Origin of the sequence: Okeania sp. SIO2B3 (assembly GCF_010672525.1) — a bacterium.
Taxonomy (GTDB): Bacteria; Cyanobacteriota; Cyanobacteriia; order Cyanobacteriales; family Microcoleaceae; genus Okeania.
Window position 1 is genome coordinate 1 of sequence record NZ_JAAHGH010000224.1, and the last position, 2,451, is coordinate 2,451.

At 41.9% G+C, this 2,451-nt stretch carries 3 protein-coding genes; all 3 read right to left on the minus strand.

Features of this window, described 5'->3' with window-relative positions; genetic code table 11:
• Positions 1–238: hypothetical protein (locus F6K15_RS37750; RefSeq protein ID WP_293071140.1), on the minus strand; the 238-nt coding region annotated here is incomplete at its 3' end.
• Between the two features lie 179 nt (positions 239–417).
• Complete coding sequence (locus tag F6K15_RS37755) at positions 418–2,079, minus strand: DEAD/DEAH box helicase (RefSeq protein WP_293071206.1); 1,662 nt, start codon at positions 2,077–2,079, stop codon at positions 418–420.
• A 69-nt stretch (positions 2,080–2,148) separates the two neighbouring features.
• Positions 2,149–2,451 (minus strand): hypothetical protein (locus F6K15_RS37760; protein WP_293071208.1); only part of this gene is annotated, 303 nt, incomplete at its 5' end.

The following is a 2,451-nucleotide window of genomic DNA, read 5'->3' on the forward strand; positions in this document are numbered from 1 at the left end:
TTACCCCATATCCAGAATCATATCCAGTGTAGGGTTTTCCTTTTTTGCTGACTAAATCTTGCCCTTGGGTTATGGCAGTAGCGATCGCTTCCCTACTAACTGGCTCTTCATGTTGCCAGTTACTTCTGTAGGGGCGTTTTTCCCTTACTGGTGTTAATGCCAAGTTAGCAGGGATAATTCCTAAACCTTCTGCTATTTCTGAGGCTCTGGGGTGGCGATTAAATATTTTCCAATCCATTTTAGACCTCCTCCACTAGCGAAGTTTGGACAGTGGAGATTAGGGTAGTAGTTGCAGAATTTTGATGTTTGTGTAATAATTGATTCATAAGTTTTTAATTTTTATATCTTTGAATCTACAGGGCTGTGAATTCTGTAGGTTTTTTCTTTTAAACCTGAAATTCACACGCGATAGCGTAGCTAAACGTAGTTATCACGGAGCGGAACGGATGTTTGATCGCCAAAAATCATCTTCATGTGGTGTTCGACCCAACCTATACACTGACCGTCGGCTTTCATCAGACGGAGCAAATATTTTTGATATGCAATCTTGTCAGCCACAGTAGGTTGTGATCCAAATATGGCACCGTGCATCCATTTGTAGGGAGGCCAGTATCCATAATGTATTTGGTATTGTTTATCTGCCCAATTAGGTTTGAGTCCTCGATGATAAGCTTCTGTGAGCAATTCGTGATAATGGCGATATTGCTTGACCTTATCTGCCGTGCAGCGTAGTAGTTTGAACTCTTGAGTAGGCAAAAGTTTAGGTAATGGTGCTGCTGGATATTGATAACCACAACAGCTACACACCTTGTCAAAATTGCGATTTATGGCACTACAACTTGGACAAGTTTTTGTGGGAGCTACACCAGTGGGGGTGTAGTCAGATTTCCCCAGGGTAAATGTTGTGGTATCCTCAATGAAACCAAATTGTTTGATTATCCCTGCTTGGTCTAGAATTAAGAAGTCATATTTACCTGGAAAGGGTCTTGCCGCACGGCCTATTTGTTGCCACGCCTTAGCCTTAGATTTAGTGGGACGACATAATAAAACGCAAGAAATGGCAGGGACATCAAAACCTTCTCCCAATGCCTCACAACTTGCTAAGACTTTGATGAGTCCTGACTCTAATTGTGAATAAATTACTTCTCGTTGTTTGGTTGGCATAGTGCCGTCTACACTTGCAGCAGCGATTCCAGCTTGATTGAAGGCAGTAGCGATCGCTTTTGCATGGGCTACATTCACAGCAAAAGCAATGGTTAATCTACCTTGAGCTAACCGTTTCCATTCAGAAACTATGGAATTAACTACTTCGGGTACATTGCAAAGAACTTCTAAGTCAGAGTTGTTAAATTCTCCGGCAATAGTTCTTACGCCTTTGAGGTCAGCACCATCTACGCTGTAGTAGATTGGGGGTGCAAGATATCCTTTGAGGATAAGTTCTCCTGGAGTTGGAGCTGCTATGAGGGTATCGAATATGTCAGACATTGCTTCTCGTTTTGATAGTCTCCAGGGAGTAGCGGTGAGACCTATAAAGGTAGTGTTGCTAGATTCATAATTTTCTAGTTGTCTCTGTACTACTTTGTTCCAAGCGGTTTGATGTGCTTCGTCTATTAATACAATGTTGGGGGTAAACCAGTTAATTTTCCTTCGACTGAGAGTTTGAGCGCTGGCTATTTGAACAGAGGCGTTGCGAGTTTCTTTGTAGCCTCCGGCAATGACTCCACATTCAATGCCGAAGTTAGCAAATTTATTTAGTGTTTGCTTGATCAGCACATCACGATGAACGATGAATAATATAGTTTTGCCACTTGAATACTCTTGATAGATGAAGGAAGCAGCAATTATAGTTTTTCCAGCTCCAGTAGGGGCGACGATAAGTATGCGACGATAATTTTTCTGCCGGAGTTGATATAGATCGTCAATAACTTGGAGTTGGTAATCTCTGAGTTGTGGGATTTGTGATGGTGCTACAATGAGGTTCAGAGATAATTGTTTATCTTCTTCCATTTTTTGGTTCTGCTGCTGTAACCATGAGGGTTGCAGCAGTTTTGTTTGAGATGCTACTGATGGTAAATTCATAAGTTTTCAGTGATTAAAAAATTTTCAGAAGTGATGGGTTGTTGTATTGGGGTGTGTAGTGGTGAAAATTTATGTGGGTGGGGAGTTGTCGCCTTTGATGATTTCTAAGATTTGGCGATGTGGTAGTTGGGCAGCGATCGCACGCTCGACTACACGAACTTTCTTCTGAGGACAATAAATACATTCGGTAACGGGACTACCATCTGCTTTGTATAAAGGTTTGCCGTTTTTCCCCTTCTTTTGCCAACGGTAATTCCAATACCAATGTTGAGGAATGTTGGGAGAGCGTTTACCTTCTTTGACACGGGGGTATTCAGTAAGTCCATTCTTAGTGGACTTCAATTTTGTGTACTTGCTGAGACATCCACTGCC